The organism is Nonomuraea sp. MTCD27 (assembly GCF_041950495.1).
Lineage (GTDB): Bacteria > Actinomycetota > Actinomycetes > Streptosporangiales > Streptosporangiaceae > Nonomuraea.
Window position 1 is genome coordinate 1 of sequence record NZ_JBGNUW010000022.1, and the last position, 26,544, is coordinate 26,544.

Below are 26,544 nucleotides of genomic sequence, written 5' to 3' on the forward strand. Positions count from 1 at the left end.
AGATCACCGACGGCGACAAGCTGGCCGGCCGCCACGGCAACAAGGGCGTCATCTCCAAGATCCTGCCGGTCGAGGACATGCCGTTCCTGGAGGACGGCACCCCGGTCGACATCATCCTCAACCCCCTGGGCGTGCCCGGCCGAATGAACGTCGGCCAGGTCCTGGAGACCCATCTCGGATGGATCGCCGCCAGAGGGTGGGACATCTCGGGCATCCAGGAGGCCTGGGCCGAGCGGCTGCGTGACAAGGGCTTCGAGAAGGTCGCTCCGCGCACCAACATGGCCACGCCGGTCTTCGACGGTGCCCACGAGGAGGAGATCGTCGGTCTGCTCGACAGCACCATCCCCAACCGCGACGGGGACCGGATGGTGCAGCAGAGCGGCAAGGCCCGGCTGTTCGACGGCCGCTCCGGCGAGCCGTTCCCGTACCCGATCGCGGTCGGCTACATCTACATCCTCAAGCTGCTCCACCTGGTCGACGACAAGATTCACGCTCGGTCGACCGGCCCCTACTCCATGATCACCCAGCAGCCGCTCGGCGGTAAGGCCCAGTTCGGTGGCCAGCGCTTCGGTGAGATGGAGGTCTGGGCGCTGGAGGCGTACGGCGCCGCCTACGCCCTGCAGGAGCTGCTGACCATCAAGTCCGACGACGTCCTGGGCCGCGTGAAGGTCTACGAGGCCATCGTCAAGGGCGAGAACATCCCCGAGCCCGGCATCCCCGAGTCCTTCAAGGTCCTCATCAAGGAAATGCAGTCGCTGTGCCTCAACGTCGAGGTGCTCTCCAGCGACGGCATGTCCATCGAGATGCGCGACACCGACGAGGACGTCTTCCGCGCGGCGGAGGAGCTCGGCATCGATCTGTCCCGGCGTGAGCCGAGCAGCGTGGAAGAAGTCTGAGGGGGAGATCGCACAAAATGCTAGACGTCAACTTCTTCGACGAGCTCAGGATCGGCCTCGCGACCGCCGACGACATCCGTCAGTGGTCGCACGGCGAGGTCAAGAAGCCCGAGACCATCAACTACCGGACTCTCAAGCCGGAAAAGGACGGACTCTTCTGCGAGAAGATCTTCGGCCCGACCCGCGACTGGGAGTGCTACTGCGGCAAGTACAAGCGCGTCCGCTTCAAGGGCATCATCTGTGAGCGCTGTGGCGTCGAGGTGACTCGCGCCAAGGTGCGTCGTGAGCGGATGGGCCACATCGAGCTGGCCGCGCCGGTCACGCACATCTGGTACTTCAAGGGCGTCCCGTCGCGCCTCGGTTACCTGCTCGACCTGGCCCCGAAGGACCTGGAGAAGGTCATCTACTTCGCGGCGTACATGATCACGCATGTCGACACCGAGATGCGTGAGCGTGACCTGCCCTCGCTGGAGGCGAAGATCTCCGTCGAGCGGCAGCACATCGAGCAGCGCCGTGACGCCGACGTCGAGGCCCGGCAGAAGAAGCTCGAGGGTGACCTGGCCGAGCTCGAGGCCGCCGGCGCCAAGGGCGACCAGCGCCGCAAGGTCCGCGAGGGCGCCGAGCGCGAGATGCGTCAGCTCCGTGACCGGGCCCAGCGCGAGCTGGACCGGCTCGACGAGGTCTGGAGCCGCTTCAAGAACCTCAAGGTCCAGGACCTCGAGGGCGACGAGCTGCTCTACCGCGAGATGCGTGACCGCTTCGGCCGCTACTTCAAGGGCGGCATGGGCGCGCAGGCGATCCAGGACCGCCTGATCAGCTTCGACCTCGACGCCGAGGCCGAGAACCTGCGCGAGACCATCCGCAGCGGCAAGGGCCAGAAGAAGGCCCGCGCGCTCAAGCGGCTCAAGGTCGTGTCGGCGTTCCTCAACACGACCAACTCGCCGCGCGGCATGGTGCTCGACTGCATCCCGGTCATCCCGCCGGACCTACGCCCGATGGTGCAGCTCGACGGTGGCCGGTTCGCGACCTCCGACCTCAACGACCTCTACCGCCGGGTCATCAACCGGAACAACCGCCTCAAGCGTCTGCTCGACCTCGGCGCGCCCGAGATCATCGTGAACAACGAGAAGCGGATGCTGCAGGAGGCCGTGGACGCGCTGTTCGACAACGGCCGTCGCGGTCGCCCGGTCACCGGCCCCGGCAACCGGCCGCTGAAGTCCCTCAGCGACATGCTGAAGGGCAAGCAGGGTCGTTTCCGCCAGAACCTGCTGGGCAAGCGAGTCGACTACTCCGGCCGTTCGGTCATCGTCGTCGGCCCGCAGCTCAAGCTGCACCAGTGCGGTCTGCCCAAGCAGATGGCGCTGGAGCTGTTCAAGCCGTTCGTGATGAAGCGGCTCGTGGACCTCAACCACGCGCAGAACATCAAGTCGGCCAAGCGGATGGTCGAGCGCGCCCGCCCCGTGGTGTGGGACGTGCTCGAAGAGGTCATCACCGAGCACCCGGTGTTGCTCAACCGTGCTCCGACGCTCCACCGCCTGGGCATCCAGGCGTTCGAGCCGCAGCTGGTCGAGGGCAAGGCCATCCAGATCCACCCGCTCGTCTGCACCGCGTTCAACGCGGACTTCGACGGCGACCAGATGGCCGTGCACCTGCCGCTGTCGGCTGAGGCCCAGGCCGAGGCTCGCATCCTGATGCTCTCGACCAACAACATCCTCAAGCCGGCCGACGGCAAGCCCGTGACGATGCCCACCCAGGACATGGTCATCGGCCTCTACTGGCTGACCACCCAGAAGGACGGCGCTGAGGGTGAGGGCCGCGTGTTCGGCTCGATCGCCGAGGCGCAGATGGCCTTCGACCGCCGCGAGCTGGAGATCCAGGCGAAGATCCAGATCCGGCTGAAGGACGTCCTGCCGCCGCGCGAGTGGGTGGCCCCCGAGGGCTGGGAGCAGGGCGACGCGATCCGCCTGGAGACGACGTTCGGGCGGTGCCTGTTCAACCAGACGCTGCCGGACAGCTACCCCTTCGTCGACTTCCAGGTCGGCAAGAAGCAGCTGTCCACGATCGTGAACGAGCTGGCGGAGACCTACCCCAAGATCGAGGTCGCCAACTCGCTCGACGCGCTCAAGGACGCCGGCTTCCGCTGGGCGACCCGTTCCGGTGTCACCATCTCGATCGAGGACGTCGTCGCGCCCCCGAACAAGACCGACATCATGGAGAACTACGAGCGCCGGGCCGACAAGGTCCAGCGCGAGTACGAGCGCGGTCTGATCACCGACGAGGAGCGCCGTCAGGAGCTCATCGAGATCTGGACGCACGCGACGGCCGACGTCGAGACCGACATGGTCAACGCCTTCCCGGCGACCAACCCGGTCTGGATGATGGTCAACTCCGGCGCCCGTGGTAACAAGATGCAGGTCCGGCAGATCGCCGGCATCCGTGGCCTGGTGTCCAACACCAAGGGTGAGACGATCCCGCGGCCGATCAAGGCCTCGTTCCGCGAGGGCCTGTCGGTGCTGGAATACTTCATCTCCACCCACGGTCAGCGGAAGGGTCTGGCCGACACCGCTCTGCGTACCGCCGACTCGGGTTACCTGACCCGTCGTCTGGTGGACGTGGCGCAGGACGTCATCGTGCGCGAGATCGACTGCGGCACCGACCGCGCGGTCCCGCTCCACGTGGCCGACCGCGACGCGTCGGGCAACCTGGTCAAGGCGGAGAACGCCGAGTCCAACGTGCACGGCCGCATCCTGGCCGAGGACGTCGAGGTGGACGGCAAGATCATCGTCCCGGCGGGTGTCGACATCAACGACAACCACGTGACGAAGCTGGTCGAGGCCGGCGTCGAGACCGTCCGCACCCGCAGCGCGCTCGTCTGCGAGGCCAAGATCGGTGTGTGCGCGACCTGCTACGGCCGCTCGCTGGCCACCGGCAAGCTCGTGGACGTCGGCGAGGCGGTCGGCATCATCGCCGCCCAGTCGATCGGTGAGCCCGGCACGCAGCTGACGATGCGTACGTTCCACACCGGTGGTGTGGCCGGCGCCGACATCACCCACGGTCTGCCCCGTGTCACGGAGCTCTTCGAGGCGCGCATCCCCAAGGGTGTCGCCCCGATCTCCGAGGCCGAGGGCCGGGTCCGGATCGACGAGACCGACAAGACCAGGAAGATCGTGATCACCCCCGACGACGGTTCGGAGGAGATCGCCTACCCGGTCTCGATGCGTTCCCGCCTGCTCGTGCAGGACGGCCAGCGCGTCACGGTCGGCCAGCAGCTGGTCGCCGGTGCGGTCAACCCCAACGAGGTGCTGCGCATCCTCGGCCCGCGGGCCGTGCAGCTGCACCTGGTGGCGGAGGTCCAGCAGGTCTACCGCTCGCAGGGTGTGTCGATCCACGACAAGCACATCGAGATCATCGTGCGGCAGATGCTCAAGCGCGTGAACGTGCTGGAGTCCGGTGACACCGACCTGCTGCCCGGCGAGCTCGTCGAGCGTCCGCGCTTCGAGCAGATGAACCGTGAGACGGTGGCGGAGAGCGGCTCGCCGGCCGCGGGCCGTCCGGTGCTCATGGGCATCACGAAGGCCTCGCTCGCCACCGAGTCGTGGCTGTCGGCGGCCTCCTTCCAGGAGACGACCAGGGTCCTGACGGACGCGGCGATCCACGCCAAGTCCGACTCGCTCCTGGGCCTGAAGGAGAACGTCATCATCGGTAAGCTCATCCCGGCCGGTACCGGCATGCCGCAGTACCGCAACATCCGGGTGGAGCCGACCGAGGAGGCCAAGGCCGCGATGTACACCGTCGGCGGTTACGACGGCTCGGCGGCCGACTACACCTTCGGCACGGGCAGCGGCGAGGCCGTCCCCCTGGAGGAGTACGACTTCGGCCAGTACAACAGGTGATTTCCTAGTCGTCTGTAGGTGACGCGCCCGGGACTCTCTGCCGAGAGGCCCGGGCGTGTTCGCTTTCCGGCCTTTGTCCCGTTACGGCGGAGCCGTGGCCGCCCCAGACGCCGTACGGGGCCGGGGGCCTTCCAGGGAGACGGCCTCTGAGCCCGTCAGTGGTGAGCCGCCGTTACGACGCTCTGTGGGCCGTGTCGGTGGTCAGGCGGGCACCGCCCACGCCTACGGCCGGGCAATGGGAAGTTACGGGTGGATGGCGGTTCGTGGACTTGGGGGCGGAACACCCCAGGGGGCTATATCATGTCTGCGGAGCTGTAGATGGGCTGGATGAAATAGGCCCCGGGCGACCCGGAGTGGCAAGGCTTATCCGCTTTGCCGCGCCGTTTTGACGTGTCGCCAGGGCCTGGGTAGTCTTGAGCATCGTGCCCGTCTTCTTGCGGGCTCTCGACCGTGCGCTCATTGCGGGCGCGGGACGGCTTCCTGGCTCGTAATCCTCGCGGATGTGTCTGTGTGAACAGCGCGACACGCCCGAGCGCGGGGGCGCCGAGACAAGATAAACCAGCAGGTCATGACACCGGCAGAACCTGCGAAATGCAAGACCCAACGACGTAACACCGGCCAAGGCACGAAACGGAGTGGCAGTGCCCACTATTCAGCAGTTGGTCCGCAAGGGCCGGCAGGACAAGGTCTCCAAGACCAAGACTCCTGCCCTCAAGGGGAGTCCGCAGCGGCGCGGTGTGTGCCAGCGCGTTTACACCACGACTCCGAAGAAGCCCAACTCGGCACTGCGCAAGGTGGCCCGCGTTCGGCTCACGAACGGCATCGAGGTCACGGCCTACATCCCGGGTGTGGGTCACAACCTGCAGGAGCACTCCATCGTGCTCGTGCGTGGCGGTCGTGTGAAGGACCTGCCTGGTGTTCGCTACAAGATCATCCGCGGTTCGCTCGACACCCAGGGTGTCCGTAACCGCAAGCAGGCCCGTAGCCGCTACGGCGCGAAGAGGGAGAAGAGCTAACAATGCCTCGTAAGGGTTCTCCTGGCCGTCGTCAGCTCATGGCTGACCCGGTTTACAGCTCGCCTCTGGTGACCGCCCTGATCAACAAGGTGCTGCTGGACGGCAAGCGCTCCATCGCGCAGTCGATCGTCTACGGCGCCCTCGAGGGCTGCAGGGAGAAGACGGGCAACGACCCGGTCGTCACCCTGAAGCGCGCGCTTGACAACGTCAAGCCGACTCTCGAGGTCCGCAGCCGTCGTGTCGGTGGCGCGACCTACCAGGTGCCGGTTGAGGTGCGCGCGGCGCGCAGCACCACCCTGGCCCTGCGCTGGCTGGTGCAGTACTCCCGCGCCCGCCGCGAGAAGACCATGACCGAGCGCCTCATGAACGAGCTCCTCGACGCCAGCAACGGCCTCGGGGCGAGCGTCAAGAAGCGCGAGGACACCCACAAGATGGCCGAGTCCAACAAGGCCTTCGCTCACTACCGCTGGTAGTGGGTTCGACGAGACGACGAGGACGCGAGAGAAGTGGCCACCCAGACCGCTCTTGACCTGGCCAAGGTCCGAAACATCGGGATCATGGCCCATATCGACGCGGGCAAGACCACCACGACCGAGCGCATCCTGTTCTACACCGGTATCAACTACAAGATCGGTGAGGTCCACGAAGGCGCAGCCACGATGGACTGGATGGAGCAGGAGCAGGAGCGCGGCATCACGATCACGTCTGCCGCGACCACCTGCGAGTGGGTCGGTCACACGATCAACATCATCGACACTCCGGGTCACGTCGACTTCACCATCGAGGTGGAGCGTTCGCTCCGCGTCCTCGACGGCGCGGTCGCCGTGTTCGACGGCGTCGCCGGTGTCGAGCCGCAGTCGGAGACGGTGTGGCGCCAGGCTGACCGCTACGAAGTGCCCCGCATCTGCTTCGTGAACAAGATGGACCGTGTCGGCGCGGAGTTCCACCGCTGCGTCGACATGATGATCGGCCGCCTGGGCGCGACCCCGGCCGTCATCCAGCTCCCGTGGGGCGTTGAGGCCGACTTCAAGGGCGTCATCGACCTCATCAAGATGAAGGGTCTCATCTGGTCCGCCGAGGCGGCCAAGGGCGAGATGTACGACGTCGTCGACATCCCGGCCGACCACGTCGACGCCGCCCGCGAGTGGCGCGACAGGCTGATCGAGACCGTCGCCGAGAACGACGACGAGCTGATGGAGCTCTACCTCGAAGGCACGCAGCCGACCGAGGAGCAGCTGGTGGCGGCCATCCGCCGCGCCACGCTGGCCAGCGCCATCAACCCGGTCCTGTGCGGCACCGCGTTCAAGAACAAGGGCGTTCAGCCCCTGCTCGACGCGATCGTCGCCTACCTCCCCGCCCCGACCGACATCCCGGCCTTCAAGGGCCACGCGGTCGGCAACGAGGAGAAGGTGATCGAGCGGCACGCCGACCCGACCGAGCCGTTCTCCGCGCTGGCCTTCAAGATCGCCAGCGACCCGCACCTGGGCAAGCTCACCTACATCCGCATCTACTCGGGCACGCTCGAGACCGGTTCACAGGTCATCAACTCTGTGAAGGGTAAGAAGGAGCGGATCGGCAAGATCTACCAGATGCACGCCAACAAGCGCGAAGAGCGCCCGTCGGCGATCGCTGGTCAGATCGTCGCCGTCATGGGTCTGAAGGACACCACGACCGGCGACACCCTGTCCGACCCGTCGAACCAGGTCGTGCTCGAGTCGATGACGTTCCCGGCTCCGGTCATCAACGTCGCCATCGAGCCCAAGACCAAGGGCGACCAGGAGAAGCTGTCGATCGCGATCCAGCGCCTGGCCGAGGAGGACCCGTCCTTCCAGGTCCGTCGTGACGAGGAGACCGGTCAGACCGTCATCTGGGGCATGGGCGAGCTTCACCTGGAGATCCTCGTCGACCGTATGCGTCGCGAGTTCAAGGTCGAGGCCAACGTGGGCCGCCCGCAGGTGGCCTACCGCGAGACCATCCGCCGCAAGGTGGAGAAGATCGACTACACCCACAAGAAGCAGACCGGTGGTTCCGGTCAGTTCGCGCGGGTGATCATCAACCTCGAGCCGCTGGGCGAAGGCAACGACGGCTACGAGTTCGAGAACAAGGTCACCGGTGGCCGCGTCCCGAGGGAGTACATCCCGTCGGTCGACGCGGGCGCGCAGGAGGCCGCCGAGTTCGGCGTGCTGGCCGGTTACCCGATGGTGGGCGTGAAGGTTACGCTGACCGACGGTGCGGCCCACGACGTGGACTCCTCGGAAATGGCCTTCAAGATCGCCGGCTCGATGGCCTTCAAGGAGGCCGCGCGCAAGGCGGACGCCGTTCTTCTCGAGCCGATGATGGCCGTTGAGGTCACCACGCCCGAGGACTACATGGGTGATGTCATCGGTGACCTCAACGGTCGCCGCGGGCAGATCCAGGCGATGGACGACCGGGCAGGCGCCAAGGTCGTCCAGGCGCTCGTGCCGCTGTCTGAGATGTTCGGCTACGTGGGTGACCTGCGTAGCAAGACGCAGGGGCGCGCGAGCTACAGCATGCAGTTCGACTCCTACTCGGAGGTGCCTCCGGGCATCGCCAAGGAGATCGTCGCGAAGGCCCGGGGCGAGTAGTTCCCGGTCCGGTCCCGCGAGGGATCGGACCAGGACTTCAGTCCTGGTCCCTGGTGGGGTGGTGAGAGCCACCCCACCGCCAAGGGTTTCGGGAGTTCCCGGGCCCGAGTGTGTAGACGAAAGTCAGTCAGATTCTCAAGGAGAGAACCAGTGGCTAAGGCCAAGTTCGAGCGGACCAAGCCGCACATGAACATCGGCACCATTGGGCACATCGACCACGGCAAGACCACGCTGACCGCGGCGATCACCAAGGTGCTTCACGACCGTTTCCCCGAGCTCAACAAGGCGACCCCGTTCGACAAGATCGACAAGGCGCCCGAGGAGAAGGCTCGCGGCATCACGATCTCCATCGCGCACGTCGAGTACCAGACCGAGAAGCGTCACTACGCTCACGTTGACTGCCCCGGTCACGCCGACTACGTGAAGAACATGATCACCGGTGCCGCTCAGATGGACGGCGCCATCCTGGTGGTCGCCGCCACCGACGGCCCGATGCCGCAGACGAAGGAGCACGTCCTCCTGGCCCGCCAGGTCGGCGTCCCCTACATCGTCGTGGCTCTCAACAAGGCCGACATGGTCGACGACGAGGAGATCCTCGAGCTCGTCGAGCTCGAGGTCCGCGAGCTTCTGTCCGCTCAGGAGTTCCCCGGCGACGACCTGCCCGTCGTCCGCGTCTCCGCCCTCAAGGCTCTCGAGGGTGACGAGAAGTGGGCCGACAGCATCGTCGAGCTCATGAACGCCGTGGACGAGAACGTTCCCGAGCCCCCGCGTGAGACGGACAAGCCGTTCCTCATGCCGGTCGAGGACGTCTTCTCGATCACCGGTCGCGGTACGGTCGTCACCGGCCGTATCGAGCGCGGTATCGTGAAGGTCAACGAGCAGGTTGACATCATCGGTATCAAGGAAGAGAAGACGACCACCACCGTCACCAGCATCGAGATGTTCAACAAGATGCTCGACGAGGGTCACGCCGGCGACAACGCCGCTCTGCTCCTCCGTGGTATCAAGCGCGAGCAGGTCGAGCGCGGCCAGTGCATCATCAAGCCGGGCACGACCACCCCGCACACCGAGTTCACCGGCCAGGTCTACATCCTGTCCAAGGACGAGGGCGGCCGCCACACGCCGTTCTTCAACAACTACCGCCCGCAGTTCTACTTCCGTACGACTGACGTGACCGGTGTGGTGAACCTCCCCGAGGGCACCGAGATGGTCATGCCGGGCGACAACACCGAAATGCGCGTTGAGCTGATCCAGCCCATCGCCATGGAGGAAGGCCTGAAGTTCGCGATCCGTGAGGGTGGCCGTACCGTCGGCGCCGGCCGGGTCGTCAAGATCATCAAGTAGCTGGACCGTCGGGGCGGCGGTCGGCCCCGGACCTCGGGACCGACCGCCGCACCACGTAAGGCCCCATGCAAGGCGCCGTGATCCAGCAGTAGCTTCGGCCGGCGGTGGAGACACAGTGACCGAAGTCACTGCCGGATCACGGAAGAAAAGGCAGATCGACTACGTCTGCCTCGTGGGGTCAGTGCGGGTTCGACCTGCATGAACACACAGCGGCAACAGGCCGCACGATACTTTTTCAGACGACAGCGAAGGACACCGAGGCCATTATGGCGGGACAGAAGATCCGCATCCGGCTTAAGGCCTATGACCACGAGGTCATCGATAGCTCGGCCAAGAAGATCGTCGAGACGGTGACGCGGACTGGCGCGAAGGTCGCAGGCCCGGTGCCGCTGCCGACCGAGAAGAACGTGTACTGCGTCATCCGCTCGCCGCACAAGTACAAGGACAGCCGCGAGCACTTCGAGATGCGCACGCACAAGCGGCTGATTGACATCATCGACCCGACCCCCAAGACGGTTGACTCGCTCATGCGGCTCGACCTCCCCGCGGGTGTCGACATTTCGATCAAGCTCTGAGGGAACGCACTGACATGGCTAAGACGATCAAGGGCGTCCTGGGCAAGAAGCTCGGCATGACCCAGGTCTTCGACGCGGACAACCGGATGGTGCCGGTGACCGTGGTCGAGGCCGGTCCGTGCGTGGTGACCCGCGTCCGCACTGCCGACAAGGACGGCTACTCCGCCATCCAGCTCGGGTTCGGGCAGGTCGACCCCCGGAAGGTCAACAAGCCGCTCGGCGACTACCTGCGTAAGCACGACATCACCCCGCGCCGTTACTTCGCGGAGATCCGCACCGACGACGCGAGCGACTACACCCTGGGCCAGGAGCTGCTGGCCGACACCTTCGAGGCCGGCCAGTTCGTCGACGTGACGGGCAAGAGCAAGGGCAAGGGCTTCGCCGGTGTCATGAAGCGGCACGGCTTCGGTGGTCTGGGCGCGTCGCACGGTACGCAGCGCAAGCACCGCTCGCCGGGTTCCATCGGTGGCTGCGCCACCCCGGGCCGCGTTTTCAAGGGTCTGCGTATGGCTGGCCGGATGGGTAACGTCCGCACCACCGTGCAGAGCCTGAAGGTTCACGCCGTGGACGCCGAGAACGGTCTCATCCTGATCAAGGGTGCGATCCCCGGTGCCAACGGCAGCCTGGTCCTCGTCCGTACCGCTGCCAAGAAGGGGGCTGCCAAGTGAGCACCACTATTGACGTCCTCGACGCCAGCGGCGCGAAGACCGGCACGGTTGACCTGCCCGAAGACATCTTCGGCGCCAAGGTCAACATTCCGCTGATCCACCAGGTGGTCGTGGCCCAGCTCGCCGCTCGCCGGCAGGGCACCCACAAGGCCAAGACCCGTGGTGAGGTCTCCGGCGGTGGCAAGAAGCCGTACCGCCAGAAGGGCACCGGCCGCGCCCGTCAGGGTTCGACCCGTGCGCCGCAGTTCACCGGCGGTGGCACTGTGCACGGCCCCGTCCCGCGTGACTACGCGCAGCGGACGCCCAAGAAGATGAAGGTCGCCGCCCTGCGTGGCGCCCTCTCCGACCGGGCCGGCGGCGGTCGCGTCCACGTGGTGAGCTCCCTGGTCACGGGCGAGACGCCCAAGACCAAGGCCGCCCTGGAGGCCCTGCGCAAGATCACCGAGTCGGCCCGCGTCCTCGTCGTGGTCGACGCGGACGACGAGCTGACCTGGCTGAGCCTGCGCAACGCTCCGGAGGTCCACCTGCTGGACGCCGGGCAGCTCAACACCTACGACGTGCTCGTGCACGACGACGTGGTCTTCACCCAGGAGGCGTACGACCAGGTCGTGTCGCGGCTGAGTGGCGGGAAGGAAGACGCCTGATGGAGAAGATCGCCGACCCGCGCGACATCATCATCAAGCCGGTCGTCTCTGAGAAGAGCTACGGCCTGATCGATGAGAACAACAAGTACACGTTCCTGGTGCGGAAGACCGCGAACAAGACCCAGGTCAAGATTGCCGTTGAGCAGATCTTCGGGGTCAAGGTCACCAGCGTGAACACCATCAACCGGCAGGGCAAGCGCAAGCGCACCCGTACCGGTTTCGGCAAGCGTCCCGACACCAAGCGCGCCATCGTGAGCCTGGTGGAGGGCGATCGGATCGACATCTTCGGTCAGATCGGCTGACAGCCATAGAAGTGAGTGGGCCGAGAGGTCCGCGGGGCTGAGACCGTCGCACTCCGGTGCGGCGGGCTCACCCATGTAACCGACGAAGGATGAACGAAAAAGATGGGCATCCGTAAATACAAGCCGACGACTCCGGGTCGCCGCGGATCGAGTGTCTCGGACTTCTCCGAGATCACCCGCAGCACCCCTGAGAAGTCGTTGCTTGCACCCCTTCACAGCAAGGGCGGCCGCAACGTACACGGCCGAGTCACCGCTCGCCACCAGGGCGGCGGTCACAAGCGCGCCTACCGGATCATCGACTTCCGTAGGCATGACAAGGACGGCATCCCGGCGAAGGTCGCTCACATCGAGTACGACCCCAACCGCACCGCCAACATCGCTCTGCTCCACTACGCCGACGGTGAGAAGCGCTACATCATCGCGCCGACGGGTCTCAAGCAGGGTGACCGCATCGAGAACGGCCCGGCCGCCGACATCAAGCCGGGCAACTGCCTGCCGCTGCGCAACATCCCGACCGGTACCTTCATCCACGCGGTGGAGCTCCGTCCGGGCGGTGGCGCCAAGCTCGGCCGTTCCGCGGGCGCCCAGATCCAGCTGCTCGCCAAGGAGGGCACGTACGCCACGCTGCGTATGCCGTCCGGCGAAATGCGCATGGTCGACGTGCGCTGCCGCGCCACGGTGGGCCAGGTCGGCAACGCCGAGCAGGCCAACATCAACTGGGGCAAGGCCGGCCGTATGCGGTGGAAGGGCAAGCGCCCGACCGTTCGTGGTGTCGCGATGAACCCCGTCGACCACCCGCACGGTGGTGGTGAGGGTAAGACCTCCGGTGGTCGTCACCCGGTGAACCCCAAGGGCAAGCCCGAGGGCCGTACCCGTCAGGCGAACAAGGCCAGCGACAGGCTGATCATCCGCCGTCGGTCCAAGAGGAAGAAGCGGTAGGAGCAGCCGAAATGCCACGTAGCCTTAAGAAGGGTCCCTTTGTGGACGAGCACCTTCAGAAGAAGGTCGACGTCCAGAACGAGAAGGGCACCAAGAACGTCATCAAGACGTGGTCGCGGCGCTCCATGATCGTTCCCGACATGCTCGGGCACACGATCGCCGTGCACGACGGCCGCAAGCACGTCCCGGTGTTCGTCACCGAGTCGATGATCGGTCACAAGCTCGGAGAGTTCGCCCCCACGCGTACCTTCCGCAGCCACGTCAAGGAAGACCGCCGCAGCCGGCGGTAAGCGTCCCGAAAGTAGGAGAAAGCGATGGAAGCCAGGGCTCAGGCGCGGTTCGTCCGTGTCACGCCCCTCAAGGCCCGCCGCGTGGTGGACCTTATTCGCGGGCTGCCCGCTTCGGAGGCGCAGGCCGTGCTGCAGTTCGCTCCCCAGTCGGCGAGCGAGCCGATCTACAAGGTGCTCAGCTCCGCCATGGCGAATGCCGAGCACAATTTCGATCTCGACCCCAGCACGCTCGTCGTGAGCCGCGCGTGGGTCGACGAGGGCCCGACGCTGAAGCGGTTCCGTCCGCGTGCACAGGGTCGCGCCTATCGGATCAACAAGCGGACGAGCCACATCACCGTGATCGTGGAGTCCCGCGAGCCGAAGGGAAGGACCCGATAGTGGGCCAGAAGGTTAACCCGCACGGGTTCCGCCTCGGCATCACGACCGACTTCAAGAGCCGGTGGTACGCCGACAAGCTGTACAAGGCATACGTCGCCGAGGACGTGGCGATCCGCCGCATGCTGCAGAAGGGCATGGAGCGGGCCGGCATCTCCAAGGTCGAGATCGAGCGCACGACGGACCGCGTGCAGGTGGACATCCACACCGCGCGTCCCGGCATCGTGATCGGCCGCCGCGGCGCCGAGGCGGACCGTATCCGTGGCGACCTGGAGAAGCTGACCAAGAAGCAGGTCCAGCTGAACATCCTCGAGGTCAAGAACCCCGAGATCGACGCTCAGCTGGTCGCCCAGGGCGTCGCCGAGCAGCTGTCCAGCCGTGTCTCGTTCCGCCGCGCCATGCGCAAGGCGATGCAGTCGGCCATGAAGTCCGGCGCCAAGGGCATCCGTGTCCAGTGCTCCGGTCGTCTGGGCGGCGCCGAGATGTCCCGGTCGGAGTTCTACCGCGAGGGTCGCGTGCCGCTGCACACCCTTCGCGCGGACATCGACTACGGCTTCTACGAGGCCCGTACGACCTTCGGCCGCATCGGCGTGAAGGTCTGGATCTACAAGGGCGAGGCTCCGACGAGCCGCGCCGAGCGTGAGGCGGCTGCCGCCGGCGCTCGTGCCGGCCAGCGTCGTGACCGCGACGACCGTCGCGGTGGCGGCGGCGGCGGTGACCGTCCGCGTCGTGGTGGCGGTGACCGCCCCCGTCGTGGTGGTGGCCGCGGCGACCGCGCCCCCCGCACCGAGGCGGCCTCGCAGGCCGCCCCCGAGACCGGCCCGGCTGCGCAGCCGGGTGCTGAAGGGAGCTGACCATGCTGATCCCGCGCAGGGTCAAGCACCGCAAGCAGCACCGGCCTGACCGCAGCGGAGCCGCCAAGGGCGGCACCAGGGTCGTGTTCGGCGAGTTCGGCATTCAGGCGATTGAGCACTCCTACGTGACCAACCGCCAGATCGAGTCCGCTCGTATCGCCATGACCCGTCACATCCGCCGTGGCGGCAAGGTGTGGATCAACATCTACCCCGACCGTCCCCTCACGAAGAAGCCCGCCGAGACCCGCATGGGTTCCGGTAAGGGTTCGCCGGAGTGGTGGATCGCCAACGTCAAGCCCGGACGCGTGATGTTCGAGCTGTCCGGCGTGGCGGAGTCGGTCGCGCGTGAGGCGCTCACCAGGGCGATCCACAAGCTGCCGATGAAGTGCAAGATCGTTAAGCGTGAAGTGGGTGAGGCGTGATGGCTAAGGGCCTGACCGCCGGCGAGCTGCGAGTGGAGGACGAGGACACCCTCGTCCAGAAGCTCAAGGAAGCCAAGGAGGAGCTGTTCAACCTCCGTTTCCAGGCAGCGACCGGTCAGTTGGAGAGCCACGGGCGGCTGCGTGCCGTCCGCCGCGAGATCGCCCGTATCTACACCGTGATGCGCGAGCGCGAGCTGGGCATCGTCACGGTCGAGAAGGAGACGAGCGATGGCTGAGACCGAGACCACCGAGACGACGAACGAGCAGCGGAACTTCCGCAAGGTTCGTGAGGGCCTCGTGGTGAGCGACAAGATGGACAAGACCGTCGTCGTCGCCGTCGAGGACCGCGTCAAGCACCGTCTGTACGGCAAGGTCATCCGCCGTACGACCAAGTACAAGGCGCACGACGAGGCCAACGCCTGTGGCGTCGGCGACCGCGTGCTGCTGATGGAGACCCGCCCCCTCTCCGCCACCAAGCGGTGGAGGGTCGTGGAGATCCTCGAGAAGGCCAAGTAAGCCGGGCCCTCTCTGTTGCACCGCGCCTCGTGGGGGCTCTCAGAGCCCCCATGACGGCGTCCAAGGACGCGGGGCCTCCCGGCCTCGCGTCGCCTGCGGTGCGGCGCCCTACGGGGCGCTGTGGCCGGGGGAACAAGACAATGACAGGTTCCGCCAGGCTCACGCGAAAGCTCCGCTTTCGCGAATCCCAGAAAACGTGCGAAGTACGTAGCTGCTGAGGGTTCGAAAGCTCCGCTTTCGAACCCTAGGAAAAACGTGCGAAGCACGGAGCTTTCCGAGGATTCGAAGCTCTGCTTCGAGTCTCTGGAAACGTGCGAAGCACGGAGCTTTTCGGGGGGTTCGAAGCTCTGCTTCGAGTCTCTGGAAGCGTGCGAAGCACGGAGCTTTTCGGGGGTTCGCGGGGGCGCAGCCCCCGCGGGAGAACCGGCGCGACTAACAGGAGTTCAGACGTGATCCAGCAGGAGTCGCGGCTCAAGGTCGCCGACAACACGGGTGCGAAGGAGATTCTCTGCATCCGTGTTCTCGGTGGCTCGGGCCGACGCTACGCCGGTATCGGCGACGTCATCGTCGCCACTGTCAAGGACGCGCTGCCGGGCAGCACGGGCGTCAAGAAGGGCGACGTGGTCAAGGCCGTCATCGTCCGCACGGTCAAGGAGCGCCGCCGGCCCGACGGCTCCTACATCCGCTTCGACGAGAACGCCGCGGTCATCATCAAGGACAGCGGTGACCCTCGTGGCACTCGTATCTTCGGCCCGGTCGGCCGCGAGCTGCGCGACAAGAAGTTCATGCGCATCATCTCGCTCGCCCCGGAGGTGCTGTAATGCCGAAGCTGCATGTGAAGAAGGGTGACCTGGTTCAGGTCATCGCCGGCAAGGACAAGGGTGCCAAGGGCCGTGTGATCGCCACGCTGCCGCGCGAGGACCGCGTGGTGGTCGAGGGCGTCAACATGATCAAGAAGCACACCAAGGAGACCCACCAGGGCCCGCGCGGCGCCAAGACCGGCGGCGTGCAGACCATGGAGGCTCCGCTCCACGTGTCCAACGTGAAGAAGCTCAAGGACGACAAGCCCGCCGAGAAGAAGGCCGACGACGAGAAGGTCGACAACAAGGCCGACGAGACGGGTGAGGACAGCTGATGACTGCCACCACCACTGAGACCGAGCGCCCGACGCCGCGACTCAAGACGAAGTACCGCGAGGAGATCGCGGCCCAGCTTCGCGAGCAGTTCGGCATCGAGAACGTCATGCAGATCCCGGCCCTGACCAAGATCAAGGTCAACATGGGCGTCGGCGAGGCGGCTCGCGACTCCAAGCTCATCGAGGGTGCCGTTCGCGACCTCACCTCGATCACCGGCCAGAAGCCGGCCGTCGTCCGGGCGCGCAAGTCCATCGCCCAGTTCAAGCTGCGCGAGGGCATGCCGATCGGCGCTCACGTCACGCTGCGCGGCGACCGCATGTGGGAGTTCCTCGACCGGCTGCTGGCGCTCGCGCTGCCCCGTATCCGGGACTTCCGCGGTCTGTCGCCCAAGCAGTTCGACGGCAACGGGAACTACACCTTCGGTCTGACCGAGCAGGTCATGTTCCACGAGGTCGACCAGGACAAGGTCGACCGGCCGCGGGGCATGGACATCACGATCGTGACCACGGCGAAGAACGACGACCAGGGCCGGGCGCTGCTGAAGCTCCTCGGCTTCCCGTTCAAGGAGGCCTGATCCAATGGCGAAGAAGTCGCTGATCGCCAAGGCGGGGCGCAAGCAGAAGTTCGAGGTCCGGGCATACACTCGTTGCTCGCGCTGCGGCCGGCCGCGTGCGGTCTACCGCAAGTTCGGGCTGTGCCGCGTGTGCTTCCGCGAGATGGCGCACCGGGGCGAGCTGCCCGGCATCACCAAGTCGAGCTGGTAGGTAACCTGAGGGGCGGTCTCGCGCCGCCCCTCAGGCACTCATATTCGGTAGTAGAAGACAGGACGCACTCCGCGTCCGTGACCACGCCGTAGGTCCACCGGTAGAGCATCGCGCTTCACCGACTGGAAACCGCGGCGAGGAAGGCCACTGGCCATGACGATGACCGACCCGATCGCAGACATGCTCACACGTCTGCGCAATGCGAACTCGGCGTACCACGAAAGCGTGTCGATGCCGTACTCGAAGATCAAGGCGCACATCGCCGAGATCCTCCAGCAGGAGGGTTACATCCAGGCTTGGACCGTCGAGGACGCCAAGGTTGGGAAGAACCTCGTGGTGGAGCTCAAGTTCGGGCCCACCCGTGAGCGGTCGCTCGCGGGCCTGCGCCGGGTTTCCAAGCCCGGTCTGCGGGTTTATGCAAAGAAGGACAACCTGCCTCGAGTCCTGGGGGGGCTGGGCGTCGCGATCATCTCGACGTCCGCCGGTCTCATGACCGACAAGCAGGCCGGCAAGCGTGGTGTGGGCGGGGAAGTCCTCGCCTACGTCTGGTAGAGGGGAGGAACACAGCATGTCGAGAATCGGACGGCTGCCCATCCCTGTGCCCACCGGCGTAGACATCACGATCGACGGCCGGGATGTCCAGGTCAAGGGCCCGAAGGGCACGCTTTCTCACACGGTCGCCGAGCCCATCGCTGTGGCTCGCGACGAGGACGGCGCCATCGCCGTCACCCGCCCGAACGACGAGAACAAGGTCCGTGCGCTGCACGGTCTGTCCCGGACGCTGATCGCCAACATGGTGCAGGGCGTCACTCAGGGCTACTCCAAGAGCCTTGAGATCGTCGGCGTGGGTTACCGCGTCCAGGCCAAGGGGCCGACGCAGCTGGAGTTCTCTCTGGGCTTCAGCCACCCGGTCATCGTCGACGCCCCCGAGGGCGTCACCTTCCGCGTCGAGAAGCCGACCCTGTTCCACGTGGACGGCATCGACAAGCAGAAGGTCGGCGAGGTCGCGGCCAACATCCGCAAGTTGCGCAAGCCTGACCCGTACAAGGGCAAGGGCGTGCGTTACCAGGGCGAACAGATCCGCCGCAAGGTCGGAAAGGCTGGTAAGTAGGCATGGCTCCGAAGACTGCGTTCAGCAAGCACACGGCTGCCCGCACCGTCTCGCGGGCCCGCCGTCACCGCCGCGTCCGCAAGAACGTCGTCGGTACGACTGCGCGCCCGCGTCTGGTCGTGAACCGTTCGACCCGTCACATGTTCGTCCAGATCGTGGACGACACCGTCGGCCACACGCTGGTGAGCGCGTCCACCATGGACCCCTCGCTGCGCACGCTGGAGGCGGACAAGACGGAGAAGGCCAAGAAGGTCGGCGAGCTCCTCGCTCAGCGGGCCAAGGAAGCCGGGATCACGGCGGTCGTCTTCGACCGCGGTGGCAACCGCTACGCCGGGCGCATCGCTGCTCTGGCGGACAGCGCCCGCGAAGGCGGGCTCGAATTCTGATGACCGCAATTGAGATGAGGAACCACTGATGGCTGCAGCTCCGCGTCGCGGTGGCGGCACCGGTGGCGAGCGGCGGGACCGTCGTGACGATCGCCGCGGTGGCGCCGCCGACAAGGGCGTCTCGTACATCGAGCGCGTAGTGAAGATCAACCGAGTGGCCAAGGTCGTGAAGGGTGGTCGTCGCTTCAGCTTCACCGCCCTCGTGGTCGTCGGTGACGGCAACGGCCTGGTCGGCGTCGGCTATGGCAAGGCCAAGGAAGTCCCCGCGGCCATCGCCAAGGGCGTCGAAGAGGCGAAGAAGCACTTCTTCAAGGTGCCTCGGATCCAGGGCACCATCCCGCACACCGTGCAGGGCGAGGAGGCGGCGGGTGTCGTCTTCCTGCGTCCGGCCTCGGCCGGTACCGGCGTCATCGCCGGTGGCCCGGTGCGCGCGGTCCTGGAGTGCGCCGGCATCCATGACGTGCTGTCCAAGTCGCTCGGCTCGGACAACCCGATCAACATCGTGCACGCCACCGTGGCGGCTCTGAAGGGCCTCTCGCGCCCCGAGGAGATCGCCGCCCGTCGTGGCCTGCCGATCGAGGACGTCGCTCCGCCGGCGATGCTGAAGGCTCAGCGCGAAGGCATCGCGGAGGCCGCGGCGGCGAAGGCGGTGAGCTAGTCATGGCACGCCTGAAGATCACTCAGGTTCGCTCGAAGATCGGTGGCAAGCAGAACCAGCGTGACTCGCTGCGTTCGCTTGGCCTGAAGCGAATCGGCGATGTCGTCGTCAAGGAGGACCGTCCCGAGATTCGCGGGATGGTCTCCGTGGTGACGCACCTCGTCGAGGTGGAAGAGGTCGACTAGTCATGACTGACAAGGCTCCGCTCAAGATTCACGACCTGCGTCCTGCCCCCGGCTCCAACAAGGCCAAGATCCGCAAGGGTCGTGGCGAGGCGTCGAAGGGCAAGACGGCCGGTCGCGGCACCAAGGGCAGCCACGCCCGTACGACGGTCCCCCTCGGTTTCGAGGGTGGCCAGGTGCCGCTGCAGAGGCGTCTGCCGAAGCTCAAGGGCTTCTCCAACGCCCTGTTCAAGACGACCTACCAGGTCGTCAACCTTGACAGGATCGGCGAGCTGTTCCCCGAGGGTGGCGAAGTCACCGTCGAGACGCTGGTCGCCAAGGGTGCTGTTCGCAAGAACCAGCTCGTGAAGGTGCTCGGCACCGGCGAGATCTCCGTCGCGGTGAACGTGCAGGCTCACGCCTTCTCGTCCTCCGCCAAGGAGAAGATCGCCGCTGCAGGTGGTTCCGTTACCGAGCTGTAAGAGCTATTACGAGGCGTGGGGGCTTTGACAATGGGCCCCCACGCCCGTAGTGCGTTAGAGTTCGCGAGACGGCAGGCTTCTGTCCGGCTCGTTTGACATGAGACTTCAGATGGCAGATCCCCGCACCATCGCATACTCACACCGCCGTAAAGGCGCGCAGGAGGGACCGTGCTGACCGCGTTTACCCGGGCGTTCCGGACACCGGACCTGCGCAAGAAGTTGCTCTTCACCCTGGGCATCATCGCGCTTTTCCGTCTCGGCTCGGTTCTTCCGACTCCGGGAGTCCACGTCCAGAACCTCGCCGCCTGTTTCGATCAGGCCCGTAGTGGCGAAACCGGCAACATCTACGGGATGGTCCAGCTGTTCAGCGGCGGCGCGCTGCTGAAGCTTTCGGTGTTCGCGCTGGGCATCATGCCGTACATCACGGCGAGCATCATTCTGCAGCTGCTCGTCGTCGTCATTCCACGTCTCGAAGCGCTGAAGAAGGAAGGCCAGGCCGGCCAGACCAAGATCACGCAGTATACGCGTTATCTGACCATCGGGCTCGCCGTCCTGCAGTCGACCGCCTTCATCGCGCTGGCCCGTACCGGCCAGCTCTTCCCGAACTGCCAGCAGGACGTTCTGCTCGACCCCGACAACATCTTCCAGATCGTGACGATGGTCATCATCATGACCGCCGGTACGTCCGTGATCATGTGGCTCGGTGAGCTCATCACCGACCGTGGCGTCGGCAACGGCATGTCCATCCTGATCTTCACCCAGGTCGTCGCGGTCTTCCCGTCCGAGCTGGCCAACATCTTCCAGGCGAACAAGTTCACCTTCGCCGTGGTGCTGGTCGTCGGCGTCTTCATGATCGCCGCCGTGGTGTTCGTCGAGCAGGCCCAGCGCCGCATCCCGGTGCAGTACGCCAAGCGCATGGTGGGCCGCAGGATGTACGGCGGCACGTCCACCTACATCCCGCTGAAGGTCAACCAGGCCGGCATCATCCCGGTCATCTTCGCGTCCTCGCTGCTCTACCTGCCTCAGCTGGTCACCTCGCTCTTCTCGACCAGCGAAAACGTGGTGATCACCTGGATCTCGCAGAACCTGGCCACCGGCGACACGCCGATCTACATGGCCACGTTCTTCCTGCTGATCATTTTCTTCACGTACTTCTACGTGTCCATCACGTTCAACCCCGCTGAAGTCGCCGACAACATGAAGAAGTACGGTGGTTTCATTCCGGGCATCCGTCCCGGCCGTCCGACGGCTGAATACCTGAACTTCGTGCTCACCCGTCTGACCGCGCCTGGCGCGCTCTATCTGGGTCTCATCTCCATGGTCCCGATCGTCGCGCTTGCGGTGGCCGGTGCGAGCCAGAACTTCCCGTTCGGAGGGACGAGCATTCTGATCATGGTAGGCGTCGGCCTGGACACGGTGAAGCAGATCGAGAGCCAGCTGCAGCAGCGTAACTACGAAGGTTTCCTGCGGTAGTGCGTCTCGTTCTGGTCGGGCCCCCCGGAGCGGGTAAGGGGACACAGGCCCAGTACATCGCATCGAACCTGTCCATCCCGAAGATCTCGACAGGTGACATCTTCCGTGCCAACGTCTCGGGCGGCACGGACCTTGGCAAGCTGGCCAAGACGTTCATGGACCGTGGCGACCTGGTGCCCGACGAGGTCACCATTGCCATGGTCCGCGACCGTCTGTCCGAGGACGACGCGCAGGACGGTTTCCTGCTCGACGGCTTCCCGAGGAACGTCGCGCAGGCTGAGATCCTGCGCGACATGCTCAAGGACTGGGGCCAGGCGCTCGACCTCGTGCTCGAGCTCGTCGTCGACGACGACGAGGTGGTCAGGCGACTGGCCGGCCGGCGCACCTGCAGCCAGTGCGGGCGCATCTGGCACGTCGAGTTCGACGACAAGAAGGACGACAGGTGCGACGCGTGCGGGGGCGCGTTGTTCCAGCGTGACGACGACAAGGAGGAGACCGTCAGGCACCGCCTGGAGGTCTACCAGGAGCAGACGGCACCGCTGGTCTCCTACTACGCCGACGAGGACATCCTGGTCGGCGTCGACGCGACCGGACCGGTCGAAGAGGTCACGCAACGTGCCATGGACGCGATCCGGCCGTTCATGGGATAGCCGAAGCACGACCGATTTGCGGAGGTGGCACGGGTTTCCGTGCCACCTCGCGGCTATTGTGGGGGGAATTGGGCTCCCACCGTGGCCCGTTGAGACCCAGGGGGGCAAGAGATGTTCAAACGCAACAGACACGGCATCCAGATCAAGTCGCCGGAGCAGCTGGAGAAGATGCGCTCGGCCGGCCTGGTGGTCGGGCGCACGCTCGACCTGCTGAGGCGTACCGTCGAGCCCGGGATGACGCCGCTCGACCTCGACGTCATCGCCGAGAAGGCGATCAGGGACGAGGGCGCGATCCCGTCGTTCAAGGGCTACCAGGGCTTCCCCGCGACCATCTGCGCGTCGGTCAACGACGAGGTGGTGCACGGCATCCCGACGAACGCCCGCAAGCTGCGCGAGGGGGACATCATCTCCATCGACTGCGGCGCGATCCTGGACGGCTGGCACGGCGACTCGGCGGTGACCGTACCGGTCGGCGAGGTGGACCCCAAGCTGACCGAGCTGATGCGGATCACGGAGGAGGCCATGTGGCGCGGCATCGCCGCGCTGACCCCGGGCCGCCACCTGTCGGACATCGGCTACGAGGTCGAGCGGTACGTGAAGTCGCAGGGCCGCTTCGGCATCCCGCCCGAGTACGGCGGCCACGGCATCGGCACCGAGATGCACATGGACCCGTGGATCGCCAACCACGGCAAGCCCGGCCGCGGCCCGGTGCTGGAGGAGGGCATGTGCCTGGCCATCGAGCCCATGGTGAACCTGGGCACCGAGCGCACCCGCGTGCTGGCCGACGACTGGACCGTGGTCACGATTGACGGCAAGCACTCCGCACACTTCGAGCACAGCGTCGCCGTGACACATAATGGTCCTTGGGTGCTTACCGCCCTGGACGGGGGCAAAGAGCGCCTGACCCAACTGCAGAACTAGCCGGGAGTGGGTGGGATGGCGAACAGCCCCGAGATGCGTGCCTCCGACGTCGACCGCGATCGTGTCGCCGCCATCCTCCGCGAGCACACCGCGCAGGGCCGCATCACGATGGAGGAGTTCAACGAGCGGCTTGAGGAGCTCTACCGCAGCAAGACCTACGGTGAGCTGGCCAAGCTGACGGTTGACCTGCCCGATGTGGACATGCGCCACCTGCCCGCCAGGGCGGCCCCCGCGCCGGCGCCGGAGCAGCGCCGCATGCATTCGGGGATGATGGCGGCCTGGAGCGCCTGGGCCGTGGCCAGCGGCATCAACTGGGTGATCTGGCTGATCGTGAGCATCACGTCGGGTGACCTGGTCTATCCGTGGCCGCTGTGGGTCATGGGCCCGTGGGGCGTGATCCTGCTGATGAGCACCATCTTCGGCAACGGCCATCCGAAGCGCTCCTGAGGACTTTGTGCACTAGTGCACTGTGTGCATTCGTCCGCAGTCCGGATACGTCCGGATTCCTAACGTGAGGTGTGTCGAGAACACCACTCACGAAGGAAACCAAATGCGTAAGGTCCTTGCAGCAGCCGCCTTCGCCGGCTCGATCGCCGTCACCGGACTCGCTGTCGCCCCCGCCGCCCAGGCCACCACCGCCACCACGACCGCCACTCAGGCGACCGGCTCCATGGGTAGCTGGGGCAAGTACTACTCCAGCAACAACAAGGCCTACACCTACGGCAAGACCTACAAGTCGGGCAAGAAGGTCTACACCCGGTGGTACGGCAAGGAGTACTCGCCGAAGTACGGCTACGTCTGGTTCAAGTACTACTCCGGCGGCAAGTGGCACAAGTTCTACCGCAAGTGGAACGGCTCGTACGACAAGACCTGGTCGGGCAAGGGGATCTCGAAGATCTACACCTACACCTGCTGGGGCGGCAAGGACAAGTACTGCGGTTCGGCGCACCGCATCTACTAGGAGGCCCCCGTTCCGCGGAAGGCCCGCCGAGAATCTCCGGCGGGCCTTCCGCCATGCCGGAGTGGGGGCTGTCGCGCGGAGCGTGGGGTACACTCTTACATGGTTGTGTCAGGACACCTGGCACGCGTTTCGCGTTTTGGGCTCAGGTGTCGTACACTCCTTAGTCGGCTCACTATGACTATCACGCGTCGGCGATCTTCGCTGATCGTCGCTCTCTTCGAAGCGTGAAGGTCGCGGCTGCGTAGTGAACCGGAGCCTCAGACGACCGATCAGTGAAACGCGAGGAATTTTGGCCAAGAAAGACGGCGCCATCGAGATCGAGGGCACTGTGGTCGAGTCGCTCCCGAACGCCATGTTCCGGGTTCAGCTCGACAACGGCCATAAGGTCCTGGCCCACATCAGCGGACGGATGCGGATGCACTACATCCGGATCCTGCCTGACGACCGGGTTGTCGTTGAACTGAGCCCCTACGACCTTAGTCGTGGGCGGATCGTCTACCGATACAAGTAACGACTGAATCCGCAGCGTAGCGAGGACATTCCGCCGTGAGGCGCGAGCTTCGCTCGCAAGGAAGCAACGTCTGAGGAACACGAAGGACAATGAAGGTAAAGCCGAGCGTCAAGAAGATCTGCGACAAGTGCAAGGTGATTCGCCGGCACGGTCGCGTCATGGTGATCTGCGACAACCTGCGCCACAAGCAGCGCCAGGGTTAGTCGCCGCAAGGCTCCTCCGAGTCCGCCCCATCAGGGAGCGGGCTCGACGCATGAGGAGCCTGAGTCAGTAATCGCGTGTCACGCCTGAGCAGGCGACTCCGGTCGAACCACTCAGGAGACCCCCGGTCGGAGGCCGGGGCCCTCACCCCGGGCATTGGGGAGGGGTTGTGAGGCGCAAGACCTCCGCCACAAAGAAGGAGAATGCCCGACCATGGCTCGCCTGGTTGGCGTCGACCTCCCCCGCGACAAGCGGCTGGAGATCGCTCTCACCTACATCTACGGAATCGGCCGCACCCGCGCCCAGGAGATCCTCGAGGCCACCGGTGTCAGCGGTGACCTCCGGGTCCACCAGCTCAGCGACACCGAGCTCGTCCCGATGCGTGACTACATCGAGGCGAACTTCAAGATCGAGGGTGACCTGCGCCGTGAGGTTCAGGCCGACATCCGTCGCAAGATCGAGATCGGTTGCTACCAGGGCATCCGGCACCGCAAGGGCCTGCCCGTGCACGGTCAGCGCACGCAGACCAACGCGCGCACCCGTAAGGGCAAGAAGAAGACCGTCGCCGGCAAGAAGAAGCCCGGTAAGAAGTAGTCCACGCAGCCGCGGGACCGAAGACCTCAGGAGTGAAGGCAAAGAATGCCTCCTAAGAGCCGCCAGGGTGCGCCTAAGAAGGTGCGCCGCAAGGAGAAGAAGAACGTCGCTCATGGGCACGCCCACATCAAGAGCACGTTCAACAACACGATCGTCTCGATCACCGACCCGAACGGGAACGTGATCTCCTGGGCCAGCGCCGGCCACGTGGGTTTCAAGGGCTCCCGTAAGTCCACCCCGTTCGCCGCTCAGATGGCCGCCGAGAACGCCGCTCGCCGCGCCATGGAGCACGGCATGCGCAAGGTCGACGTCTTCGTCAAGGGTCCCGGCTCCGGCCGTGAGACCGCGATCCGCTCGCTGCAGGCCACCGGCCTCGAGGTGGGCTCGATCCAGGACGTCACCCCGGTTCCGCACAACGGTTGCCGGCCGCCGAAGCGCCGCCGCGTCTGAATTAGCCCAGGAGATACAGAGAAATGGCTCGTTACACGGGCGCGGACTGCAAGCTCTGCCGTCGCGAGAAGACCAAGCTCTTCCTCAAGGGCAGCAAGTGTGAGTCCGCCAAGTGCCCCATCGAGATCCGTCCTTACCCGCCGGGTGAGCACGGCCGCGGTCGTCCGAAGGACACCGAGTACCAGCTTCAGCTTCGCGAGAAGCAGAAGACCCGGCGCATCTACGGCGTCCTCGAGAAGCAGTTCCACAACTACTACGAGGAGGCCGCGGGCAAGACGGGCAAGTCGGGTGAGGTGCTGCTCCAGATCCTGGAGAGCCGTCTCGACAACGTCGTCTACCGCGCCGGTTTCGCCCAGTCGCGCGACGCCGCCCGCCAGCAGGTCCGTCACGGGCACTTCCTGGTGAACGGCAAGAAGGTCGACATCCCGTCCTACCGCGTTCGCGAGCACGACATCATCGAGGTCCGCGAGACCAAGCGCAACCTGCTGCCGTACGAGGTGGCTCGCGCCACCGCCGGCGAGCGCACGGTTCCCGCGTGGCTCGGCGTCGTGCCGGACAAGCTCCGCGTCCTGGTTCACCAGCTGCCGGTTCGCCAGCAGATCGACACCCAGGTCCAGGAGCAGCTCATCGTCGAGTACTACTCGAAGTAAGTAGTCACTCGTCCGGTCCGGGTGTGGGAGACCGCACCCGGGCTAGGCTGTTTATCGGAGTGGCGTCATATAGCGGGCGCCACACGAAAAGGGGA

Annotated in this window: 36 protein-coding genes and 1 pseudogene; all 37 read left to right on the plus strand. The window is 65.6% G+C overall.

Going from position 1 to position 26,544, the window contains the following annotated elements; all coding sequences use genetic code 11:
- Positions 1 to 896: pseudogene (locus ACBJ59_RS47030) on the plus strand (DNA-directed RNA polymerase subunit beta); the annotation flags it as partial.
- Between the two features lie 17 nt (positions 897 to 913).
- Positions 914 to 4,789 (plus strand): DNA-directed RNA polymerase subunit beta', encoded by a 3,876-nt coding sequence (locus tag ACBJ59_RS47035; RefSeq protein WP_364112963.1) that lies wholly within the window; start codon positions 914 to 916, stop codon positions 4,787 to 4,789.
- 641 nt (positions 4,790 to 5,430) lie between these two features.
- The gene (gene rpsL / locus ACBJ59_RS47040) at positions 5,431 to 5,805 is read left to right on the plus strand and encodes a 30S ribosomal protein S12 (protein WP_049572713.1); all 375 of its coding nucleotides are present in this window, start codon (positions 5,431 to 5,433) and stop codon (positions 5,803 to 5,805) included.
- Positions 5,806 to 5,807: 2 nt separating this feature from the next.
- A complete protein-coding gene (gene rpsG / locus ACBJ59_RS47045) occupies positions 5,808 to 6,278 on the plus strand; it encodes a 30S ribosomal protein S7 (protein WP_020542314.1) in 471 nt (156 codons plus the stop codon).
- Positions 6,279 to 6,362: 84 nt separating this feature from the next.
- On the plus strand, positions 6,363 to 8,411 hold the full coding sequence (gene fusA, locus ACBJ59_RS47050; protein WP_375116581.1) for an elongation factor G: 2,049 nt from the start codon (positions 6,363 to 6,365) through the stop codon (positions 8,409 to 8,411).
- 150 nt (positions 8,412 to 8,561) lie between these two features.
- Entirely contained in the window at positions 8,562 to 9,755 is a 1,194-nt protein-coding gene (tuf, locus tag ACBJ59_RS47055) for an elongation factor Tu (RefSeq protein ID WP_364112959.1), read from the plus strand.
- A 266-nt stretch (positions 9,756 to 10,021) separates the two neighbouring features.
- The gene (rpsJ, locus tag ACBJ59_RS47060) at positions 10,022 to 10,330 is read left to right on the plus strand and encodes a 30S ribosomal protein S10 (protein ID WP_012887830.1); all 309 of its coding nucleotides are present in this window, start codon (positions 10,022 to 10,024) and stop codon (positions 10,328 to 10,330) included.
- A 14-nt stretch (positions 10,331 to 10,344) separates the two neighbouring features.
- Positions 10,345 to 10,998 (plus strand): 50S ribosomal protein L3, encoded by a 654-nt coding sequence (rplC, locus tag ACBJ59_RS47065; protein WP_364112957.1) that lies wholly within the window; start codon positions 10,345 to 10,347, stop codon positions 10,996 to 10,998.
- Positions 10,995 to 11,642: a 50S ribosomal protein L4 gene (gene rplD, locus ACBJ59_RS47070; protein ID WP_375116582.1), complete on the plus strand. Its 648-nt coding sequence runs from the start codon at positions 10,995 to 10,997 to the stop codon at positions 11,640 to 11,642. The genes rplC and rplD overlap by 4 nt, the downstream gene beginning before the upstream one ends.
- A complete protein-coding gene (gene rplW / locus ACBJ59_RS47075; RefSeq protein WP_125644678.1) occupies positions 11,642 to 11,944 on the plus strand; it encodes a 50S ribosomal protein L23 in 303 nt (100 codons plus the stop codon). Before rplD ends, rplW begins: the two co-directional genes overlap by 1 nt.
- Before the next feature lie 102 nt (positions 11,945 to 12,046).
- A complete protein-coding gene (gene rplB, locus ACBJ59_RS47080; RefSeq protein ID WP_043623439.1) occupies positions 12,047 to 12,883 on the plus strand; it encodes a 50S ribosomal protein L2 in 837 nt (278 codons plus the stop codon).
- 11 nt (positions 12,884 to 12,894) lie between these two features.
- Positions 12,895 to 13,173 (plus strand): 30S ribosomal protein S19, encoded by a 279-nt coding sequence (rpsS, locus tag ACBJ59_RS47085; protein WP_049572698.1) that lies wholly within the window; start codon positions 12,895 to 12,897, stop codon positions 13,171 to 13,173.
- Between the two features lie 24 nt (positions 13,174 to 13,197).
- Positions 13,198 to 13,551, plus strand: a complete 354-nt coding sequence (gene rplV / locus ACBJ59_RS47090) for a 50S ribosomal protein L22 (protein ID WP_103960883.1) — start codon at positions 13,198 to 13,200, stop codon at positions 13,549 to 13,551.
- Entirely contained in the window at positions 13,551 to 14,402 is an 852-nt protein-coding gene (rpsC, locus tag ACBJ59_RS47095; RefSeq protein ID WP_364112952.1) for a 30S ribosomal protein S3, read from the plus strand. The genes rplV and rpsC overlap by 1 nt, the downstream gene beginning before the upstream one ends.
- A gap of 2 nt (positions 14,403 to 14,404) precedes the next feature.
- Positions 14,405 to 14,824 (plus strand): 50S ribosomal protein L16, encoded by a 420-nt coding sequence (gene rplP, locus ACBJ59_RS47100; protein WP_106253402.1) that lies wholly within the window; start codon positions 14,405 to 14,407, stop codon positions 14,822 to 14,824.
- Positions 14,824 to 15,060: a 50S ribosomal protein L29 gene (rpmC, locus tag ACBJ59_RS47105; RefSeq protein WP_364112950.1), complete on the plus strand. Its 237-nt coding sequence runs from the start codon at positions 14,824 to 14,826 to the stop codon at positions 15,058 to 15,060. Before rplP ends, rpmC begins: the two co-directional genes overlap by 1 nt.
- Positions 15,053 to 15,340 (plus strand): 30S ribosomal protein S17, encoded by a 288-nt coding sequence (gene rpsQ / locus ACBJ59_RS47110; RefSeq protein WP_364112948.1) that lies wholly within the window; start codon positions 15,053 to 15,055, stop codon positions 15,338 to 15,340. The genes rpmC and rpsQ overlap by 8 nt, the downstream gene beginning before the upstream one ends.
- A gap of 449 nt (positions 15,341 to 15,789) precedes the next feature.
- Positions 15,790 to 16,161, plus strand: coding sequence for a 50S ribosomal protein L14 (rplN, locus tag ACBJ59_RS47115; RefSeq protein ID WP_026214151.1), 372 nt, complete (start codon positions 15,790 to 15,792; stop codon positions 16,159 to 16,161).
- Positions 16,162 to 16,169: 8 nt separating this feature from the next.
- Entirely contained in the window at positions 16,170 to 16,475 is a 306-nt protein-coding gene (rplX, locus tag ACBJ59_RS47120; RefSeq protein WP_364112977.1) for a 50S ribosomal protein L24, read from the plus strand.
- Positions 16,475 to 17,050 (plus strand): 50S ribosomal protein L5, encoded by a 576-nt coding sequence (gene rplE, locus ACBJ59_RS47125; RefSeq protein WP_364112946.1) that lies wholly within the window; start codon positions 16,475 to 16,477, stop codon positions 17,048 to 17,050. The genes rplX and rplE overlap by 1 nt, the downstream gene beginning before the upstream one ends.
- A 4-nt stretch (positions 17,051 to 17,054) precedes the next feature.
- On the plus strand, positions 17,055 to 17,240 hold the full coding sequence (locus tag ACBJ59_RS47130; protein ID WP_020542298.1) for a type Z 30S ribosomal protein S14: 186 nt from the start codon (positions 17,055 to 17,057) through the stop codon (positions 17,238 to 17,240).
- A 153-nt stretch (positions 17,241 to 17,393) separates the two neighbouring features.
- Positions 17,394 to 17,792: a 30S ribosomal protein S8 gene (gene rpsH / locus ACBJ59_RS47135; RefSeq protein ID WP_106253393.1), complete on the plus strand. Its 399-nt coding sequence runs from the start codon at positions 17,394 to 17,396 to the stop codon at positions 17,790 to 17,792.
- A gap of 16 nt (positions 17,793 to 17,808) precedes the next feature.
- Positions 17,809 to 18,351, plus strand: coding sequence for a 50S ribosomal protein L6 (gene rplF / locus ACBJ59_RS47140; RefSeq protein WP_364112944.1), 543 nt, complete (start codon positions 17,809 to 17,811; stop codon positions 18,349 to 18,351).
- 2 nt (positions 18,352 to 18,353) lie between these two features.
- Entirely contained in the window at positions 18,354 to 18,737 is a 384-nt protein-coding gene (rplR, locus tag ACBJ59_RS47145; RefSeq protein ID WP_103960876.1) for a 50S ribosomal protein L18, read from the plus strand.
- Positions 18,738 to 18,765: 28 nt separating this feature from the next.
- On the plus strand, positions 18,766 to 19,395 hold the full coding sequence (gene rpsE / locus ACBJ59_RS47150) for a 30S ribosomal protein S5 (RefSeq protein WP_173521477.1): 630 nt from the start codon (positions 18,766 to 18,768) through the stop codon (positions 19,393 to 19,395).
- 2 nt (positions 19,396 to 19,397) lie between these two features.
- Complete coding sequence (gene rpmD, locus ACBJ59_RS47155; protein ID WP_080043226.1) at positions 19,398 to 19,580, plus strand: 50S ribosomal protein L30; 183 nt, start codon at positions 19,398 to 19,400, stop codon at positions 19,578 to 19,580.
- 2 nt (positions 19,581 to 19,582) lie between these two features.
- Positions 19,583 to 20,038: a 50S ribosomal protein L15 gene (gene rplO / locus ACBJ59_RS47160; protein WP_364112941.1), complete on the plus strand. Its 456-nt coding sequence runs from the start codon at positions 19,583 to 19,585 to the stop codon at positions 20,036 to 20,038.
- A 168-nt stretch (positions 20,039 to 20,206) separates the two neighbouring features.
- Positions 20,207 to 21,511, plus strand: coding sequence for a preprotein translocase subunit SecY (secY, locus tag ACBJ59_RS47165; protein WP_364112939.1), 1,305 nt, complete (start codon positions 20,207 to 20,209; stop codon positions 21,509 to 21,511).
- Positions 21,511 to 22,161 (plus strand): adenylate kinase, encoded by a 651-nt coding sequence (locus tag ACBJ59_RS47170; RefSeq protein WP_364112937.1) that lies wholly within the window; start codon positions 21,511 to 21,513, stop codon positions 22,159 to 22,161. The genes secY and ACBJ59_RS47170 overlap by 1 nt, the downstream gene beginning before the upstream one ends.
- A 111-nt stretch (positions 22,162 to 22,272) precedes the next feature.
- Positions 22,273 to 23,082 (plus strand): type I methionyl aminopeptidase, encoded by an 810-nt coding sequence (map, locus tag ACBJ59_RS47175; RefSeq protein ID WP_375116583.1) that lies wholly within the window; start codon positions 22,273 to 22,275, stop codon positions 23,080 to 23,082.
- Between the two features lie 15 nt (positions 23,083 to 23,097).
- Positions 23,098 to 23,529, plus strand: a complete 432-nt coding sequence (locus ACBJ59_RS47180; RefSeq protein WP_364112933.1) for a DUF1707 domain-containing protein — start codon at positions 23,098 to 23,100, stop codon at positions 23,527 to 23,529.
- A 103-nt stretch (positions 23,530 to 23,632) separates the two neighbouring features.
- Positions 23,633 to 24,043 (plus strand): hypothetical protein, encoded by a 411-nt coding sequence (locus ACBJ59_RS47185; protein WP_375116584.1) that lies wholly within the window; start codon positions 23,633 to 23,635, stop codon positions 24,041 to 24,043.
- Positions 24,044 to 24,332: 289 nt separating this feature from the next.
- Positions 24,333 to 24,554, plus strand: a complete 222-nt coding sequence (gene infA / locus ACBJ59_RS47190; protein ID WP_012887858.1) for a translation initiation factor IF-1 — start codon at positions 24,333 to 24,335, stop codon at positions 24,552 to 24,554.
- Between the two features lie 89 nt (positions 24,555 to 24,643).
- Positions 24,644 to 24,757 carry a 50S ribosomal protein L36 gene (rpmJ, locus tag ACBJ59_RS47195; RefSeq protein WP_003956441.1) on the plus strand — a complete coding sequence of 38 codons (114 nt, stop codon included), beginning with the start codon at positions 24,644 to 24,646 and terminating at the stop codon, positions 24,755 to 24,757.
- A gap of 211 nt (positions 24,758 to 24,968) precedes the next feature.
- Complete coding sequence (gene rpsM / locus ACBJ59_RS47200) at positions 24,969 to 25,349, plus strand: 30S ribosomal protein S13 (protein ID WP_020542286.1); 381 nt, start codon at positions 24,969 to 24,971, stop codon at positions 25,347 to 25,349.
- 45 nt (positions 25,350 to 25,394) lie between these two features.
- Positions 25,395 to 25,799: a 30S ribosomal protein S11 gene (gene rpsK / locus ACBJ59_RS47205; RefSeq protein ID WP_020542285.1), complete on the plus strand. Its 405-nt coding sequence runs from the start codon at positions 25,395 to 25,397 to the stop codon at positions 25,797 to 25,799.
- Positions 25,800 to 25,822: 23 nt separating this feature from the next.
- Complete coding sequence (gene rpsD / locus ACBJ59_RS47210; protein WP_346113072.1) at positions 25,823 to 26,449, plus strand: 30S ribosomal protein S4; 627 nt, start codon at positions 25,823 to 25,825, stop codon at positions 26,447 to 26,449.
- The last annotated feature ends 95 nt before the right edge of the window (positions 26,450 to 26,544 follow it).

Bases quoted from the DNA above. Each gene is read 5' to 3' on its own strand.
- fusA (WP_375116581.1), top strand. From the start codon at position 6,363: ATGGCCCATATCGACGCGGGCAAGACCACCACGACCGAGCGCATCCTG.
- rplO (WP_364112941.1), top strand. From the start codon at position 19,583: ATGACTGACAAGGCTCCGCTCAAGATTCACGACCTGCGTCCTGCCCCC.
- rpsM (WP_020542286.1), top strand. From the start codon at position 24,969: ATGGCTCGCCTGGTTGGCGTCGACCTCCCCCGCGACAAGCGGCTGGAG.
- rpsH (WP_106253393.1), top strand. From the start codon at position 17,394: ATGACGATGACCGACCCGATCGCAGACATGCTCACACGTCTGCGCAAT.
- rpmJ (WP_003956441.1), top strand. From the start codon at position 24,644: ATGAAGGTAAAGCCGAGCGTCAAGAAGATCTGCGACAAGTGCAAGGTG.
- ACBJ59_RS47130 (WP_020542298.1), top strand. From the start codon at position 17,055: ATGGCGAAGAAGTCGCTGATCGCCAAGGCGGGGCGCAAGCAGAAGTTC.
- rplR (WP_103960876.1), top strand. From the start codon at position 18,354: ATGGCTCCGAAGACTGCGTTCAGCAAGCACACGGCTGCCCGCACCGTC.
- rpsD (WP_346113072.1), top strand. From the start codon at position 25,823: ATGGCTCGTTACACGGGCGCGGACTGCAAGCTCTGCCGTCGCGAGAAG.
- rpsS (WP_049572698.1), top strand. From the start codon at position 12,895: ATGCCACGTAGCCTTAAGAAGGGTCCCTTTGTGGACGAGCACCTTCAG.
- rplW (WP_125644678.1), top strand. From the start codon at position 11,642: ATGGAGAAGATCGCCGACCCGCGCGACATCATCATCAAGCCGGTCGTC.
- rpsK (WP_020542285.1), top strand. From the start codon at position 25,395: ATGCCTCCTAAGAGCCGCCAGGGTGCGCCTAAGAAGGTGCGCCGCAAG.
- rplP (WP_106253402.1), top strand. From the start codon at position 14,405: ATGCTGATCCCGCGCAGGGTCAAGCACCGCAAGCAGCACCGGCCTGAC.
- rpsG (WP_020542314.1), top strand. From the start codon at position 5,808: ATGCCTCGTAAGGGTTCTCCTGGCCGTCGTCAGCTCATGGCTGACCCG.
- ACBJ59_RS47185 (WP_375116584.1), top strand. From the start codon at position 23,633: ATGCGTAAGGTCCTTGCAGCAGCCGCCTTCGCCGGCTCGATCGCCGTC.
- rplB (WP_043623439.1), top strand. From the start codon at position 12,047: ATGGGCATCCGTAAATACAAGCCGACGACTCCGGGTCGCCGCGGATCG.
- rplF (WP_364112944.1), top strand. From the start codon at position 17,809: ATGTCGAGAATCGGACGGCTGCCCATCCCTGTGCCCACCGGCGTAGAC.
- rpmD (WP_080043226.1), top strand. From the start codon at position 19,398: ATGGCACGCCTGAAGATCACTCAGGTTCGCTCGAAGATCGGTGGCAAG.
- rplV (WP_103960883.1), top strand. From the start codon at position 13,198: ATGGAAGCCAGGGCTCAGGCGCGGTTCGTCCGTGTCACGCCCCTCAAG.
- rpsJ (WP_012887830.1), top strand. From the start codon at position 10,022: ATGGCGGGACAGAAGATCCGCATCCGGCTTAAGGCCTATGACCACGAG.
- rplE (WP_364112946.1), top strand. From the start codon at position 16,475: ATGACTGCCACCACCACTGAGACCGAGCGCCCGACGCCGCGACTCAAG.
- ACBJ59_RS47180 (WP_364112933.1), top strand. From the start codon at position 23,098: ATGGCGAACAGCCCCGAGATGCGTGCCTCCGACGTCGACCGCGATCGT.
- ACBJ59_RS47035 (WP_364112963.1), top strand. From the start codon at position 914: ATGCTAGACGTCAACTTCTTCGACGAGCTCAGGATCGGCCTCGCGACC.
- rplC (WP_364112957.1), top strand. From the start codon at position 10,345: ATGGCTAAGACGATCAAGGGCGTCCTGGGCAAGAAGCTCGGCATGACC.
- rpmC (WP_364112950.1), top strand. From the start codon at position 14,824: ATGGCTAAGGGCCTGACCGCCGGCGAGCTGCGAGTGGAGGACGAGGAC.
- rpsE (WP_173521477.1), top strand. From the start codon at position 18,766: ATGGCTGCAGCTCCGCGTCGCGGTGGCGGCACCGGTGGCGAGCGGCGG.
- rpsQ (WP_364112948.1), top strand. From the start codon at position 15,053: ATGGCTGAGACCGAGACCACCGAGACGACGAACGAGCAGCGGAACTTC.
- map (WP_375116583.1), top strand. From the start codon at position 22,273: ATGTTCAAACGCAACAGACACGGCATCCAGATCAAGTCGCCGGAGCAG.